General features: G+C 74.2%; 4 protein-coding genes. 3 read left to right on the top strand and 1 reads right to left on the bottom strand.

Annotated features, from left to right (window positions below; all coding sequences use genetic code 11):
- Nucleotides 1–257: potassium-transporting ATPase subunit C (locus OZN99_RS28375; RefSeq protein WP_270938575.1), on the top strand; the 257-nt coding region annotated here is incomplete at its 5' end.
- A 25-nt stretch (nucleotides 258–282) separates the two neighbouring features.
- The gene (locus OZN99_RS28370; RefSeq protein WP_270938574.1) at nucleotides 283–507 is read left to right on the top strand and encodes a hypothetical protein; all 225 of its coding nucleotides are present in this window, start codon (nucleotides 283–285) and stop codon (nucleotides 505–507) included.
- Here the strand turns inward: OZN99_RS28370 and OZN99_RS28365 are convergent.
- The gene (locus OZN99_RS28365; protein WP_270938573.1) at nucleotides 498–1268 is read right to left on the bottom strand and encodes a CorA family divalent cation transporter; all 771 of its coding nucleotides are present in this window, start codon (nucleotides 1266–1268) and stop codon (nucleotides 498–500) included. The two genes, OZN99_RS28370 and OZN99_RS28365, sit on opposite strands and share 10 nt — an antisense overlap.
- Nucleotides 1269–1362: 94 nt before the next feature.
- Here OZN99_RS28365 and OZN99_RS28360 point away from each other — a divergent pair.
- On the top strand, nucleotides 1363–3129 hold a 1767-nt coding region (locus OZN99_RS28360; RefSeq protein ID WP_270938572.1), incomplete at its 3' end, for a DUF4118 domain-containing protein.

Genomic DNA, 3129 nt, shown 5'->3' with positions numbered 1-3129 from the left:
GGGAGCGCGTCGCACCGCTCGGCGGCGGCCCGGTGCCGGCCGATGCCGCCACCGCCTCCGGCTCCGGCCTCGACCCGCACATCAGCCCGGAGACTGCCGCGCGGCAGGCGCCGCGCGTGGCGCAGGCCCGAGGCCTGCCGGAGGCGCGCGTGGCGGATCTCGTCGCGCAGCACACCGAGGGGCGCCAACTCGGCCTGCTTGGCGAGCCGCGCGTCAACGTGCTGCGCCTGAACCTGGCGCTGGACGCGCTGCGCTGAGTCGGTCATCGGATGTCGAGGTGCCATGCGTCAGTATCCAGGCAGCGCGGGGCGGCGGCGGCGTACGGACATCGTGTCGCTCGGCATCGTCGCTGGCTTCGCCTGGACGATCGCCTGCCTCCTTCTGACGGGCGGCAGCAATCTGGCGGCCCCCACCATGATCCTGCTCTGGATCGCCGGGCTCGCCGTCGTCGCCTGCGTCGCGGCGTTGGTCCTGCGCATGTGGGAGGGCCGCCGGACTCACCGGTGAGCCGGCCAGGACGGCCCGATGCGATCGCCCCGCTCCAGCCAGCCGCGCCGGCGGAACCAGAGATAGGGCAGCACCGCGGATGCCCCCAGCGCCAGCAGCGCCAGCGGGTAGCCGAATCGCCATCGCAGCTCCGGCATGTGCTCGAAGTTCATGCCGTAGGTCGTGCCGATCAGCGTCGGCGGCAGCGCGATCACCGCGGCGATGGTGAAGACACCGATGATGCGGTTCTGCTCGACATCGATCAGGCCGGGAGTCGCCTCCAGCAGGAAGCCGACCTCATGCGCCAGCTCGGCCAGCGAGCGGATGTCACGTTCCAGCGCCTTCACGCGCGAACGCTGCGCCTCCTCCAGCCGGTCGCCCATGCTGCCGCGGTAGAAGGCGAGCATCCGGCCGATGCCCGCCAGGCTGTCGCGCAGCCGCGCGGCCAGCGTGTTGGCGCGGCCGAGCTGCTTGATCACCGCCATAGCGTCGGTCCGCGCGCGCCTGCCGCGGGCGGGTGCGTCCACTTGCGTCGCCATGCCGGTCGCCTCCTCCGCGAAGATCGCGTCCGACAACCGGTCAAGCTCCGCCTCGGCTCCCTCAAGCAGCTGCGCGACGCGCTCGACGATGCTGCCAACCAGCGCCAGGAACAGCCGCCCGGCGCCGGCGGACAGCTCCGGGTGGCGGGCGCATTGCGCCTCGAAGGCGCGGAAGGGCAGCGGGTCGGCGTCGACGTGAGGGCGGACCAGCGCCCCGTCGCGCTCCGCGTAGAAGCAGATCATGCCGCCATCCGTCGAGGGTTCCGCGCGCCCCCCCTGGACGTTCGCGCGGCCGGGGATCAACCCGAGCGGCCCCGGTCCTGCTATCCTGCGCCCGATGTCCGGTGAACCCGTCCGCGCCGACCCGGATGCCCTGCTCGCGCTCGCGCGGCGGGAGGGGCGCGGGCGGCTGAAGGTCTTCCTTGGCGCCGCGCCGGGCGTCGGCAAGACGATGGAGATGCTGGCCGAGGCGCGTCGTCGGCACGCCGGTGGCACCGACGTTCTGATCGGCATCGTCGAGACGCATGGCCGCGCCGAGACGCAGGCGGCCATCGGCGACCTGCCGATCCTGCCGCGCAGCCGCATCGCCTATCGCGGCCAGGAGCTGGAGGAGTTCGACCTGGACGGCGCCCTGGCACGCCGGCCGCAGGTCCTGCTGCTGGACGAGTTGGCGCACACCAACGCGCCGGGCAGCCAGCACGCCAAGCGGTGGCAGGACGTGGAGGAGCTGCGCGAGGCCGGCATCGAGGTCTGGACCACAATGAACGTCCAGCACCTTGAGAGCCTCTCGGAGGCGGTGGCGCGCATCACCGGCGTGCGCGTGGCCGAGACGGTGCCCGACCGCGTGCTGGTCGAGGCCGACGCGGTCGAGCTGATCGACATACCGCCCGCCGAGCTGATCGAGCGGATGCGCCAGGGCCGCATCTACCGCCCCGACCAGGCGAGCCGCGCGCTCAAGGGCTTCTTCCGAGAGGGCAACCTTGCCGCGCTGCGCGAGATGGCCCTGCGCCGCACCGCGGAGCGGGTGGATGCCGACGTCACCGGCTACATGCGCGCCAACGCCATCGCAGGCCCCTGGCCGGCCGGTGAGCGCGTGATGGCGCTGGTCGGCGCCGATCCCTCGGCCGAGATGGTGGTGCGGGAGGCGCGGCGGGTCGCCGATGCGTTGAAGGCACCGCTCGTCGCGCTGCATGTCGAGCAGCCGACGGCAGACGCCTCCGCCGACCCGGGCCCCGCGCTGCGGCTGGCGGAGCGGCTGGGGGCGGAGGCCGAGACGGTGGTCGGCGCCGACCTGCCCTCCACGATCCTGCGCGAGGCGCGGGCGCGGAACGTGACCCATCTCGTCATCGGCCGCGGGCGGCCGGCATGGCGGCGACGGCTGACGGGTCGGACACTGTCCGCGACGCTGCTACGGCAGGCGACCGACTTCACCCTGCACCTCGTCCCGGAACCGGCAGGCGCGCCCCGTCGCCTCGCGCCCGAGCGTCGCGCCCTGCCGGCCTGGGTCGGCTGGGCCGCACCCCCACTTCTCGTGGCGCTGGCGACCGCGGTTGGCCAGGCCGTCGATGGCGTGGTGCCCGAGGGCGCTCTCGGCATGATCTACCTCGTGCCGATCGTCGCGGCGGCGGTCGGCTTCGGTCCGGTCCAGGGTGCCCTGGCCGCCGCGCTGTCCTTCCTGGCCTGGAACTTCCTCTTCCTGCCGCCGCGCTACACCTTCACCATCGCCGGGCCGCAGGACGTGGTGGGCGTCGTCGTCTTTGCCCTCGTCGCCCTGCTGCTGGCCGGCACCACCGGCGGCCTCGGCCGCTCCGTCCGGGCGGCGCGGGCGCGCATGCTCAGCCTGCGACGCCTCGTCGAATTCAGCCGCCGCCTCGGGGCGCCGGGCGACAAGAGCGACCTCGTGCTCGCCATCGCGGAGGAGGCGTCGCGCATCGCCGGCGGGCCCGCCTGCGTGTTGCTGCTTCTGCCCCCGCTGCCGGGCGAGACCGCGCCCGAGCCGGTCGTGCGGGCGAGTGTGCCCATCGACGCCGAGCCCGACGACGCCAGCATGGCGGCAGCGCGCTGGGCCGCCGCCAACCGGCGCCCGGCGGGGCGCGGCACCGAC

The sequence above is a fragment of the Falsiroseomonas oryzae genome (assembly GCF_027856955.1).
In the GTDB taxonomy this organism is placed as follows: Bacteria; Pseudomonadota; Alphaproteobacteria; order Acetobacterales; family Acetobacteraceae; genus Falsiroseomonas; species Falsiroseomonas oryzae.
Note: the sequence above shows the minus strand (reverse complement) of the source record. Positions and strands in the feature narration are given on the sequence as shown.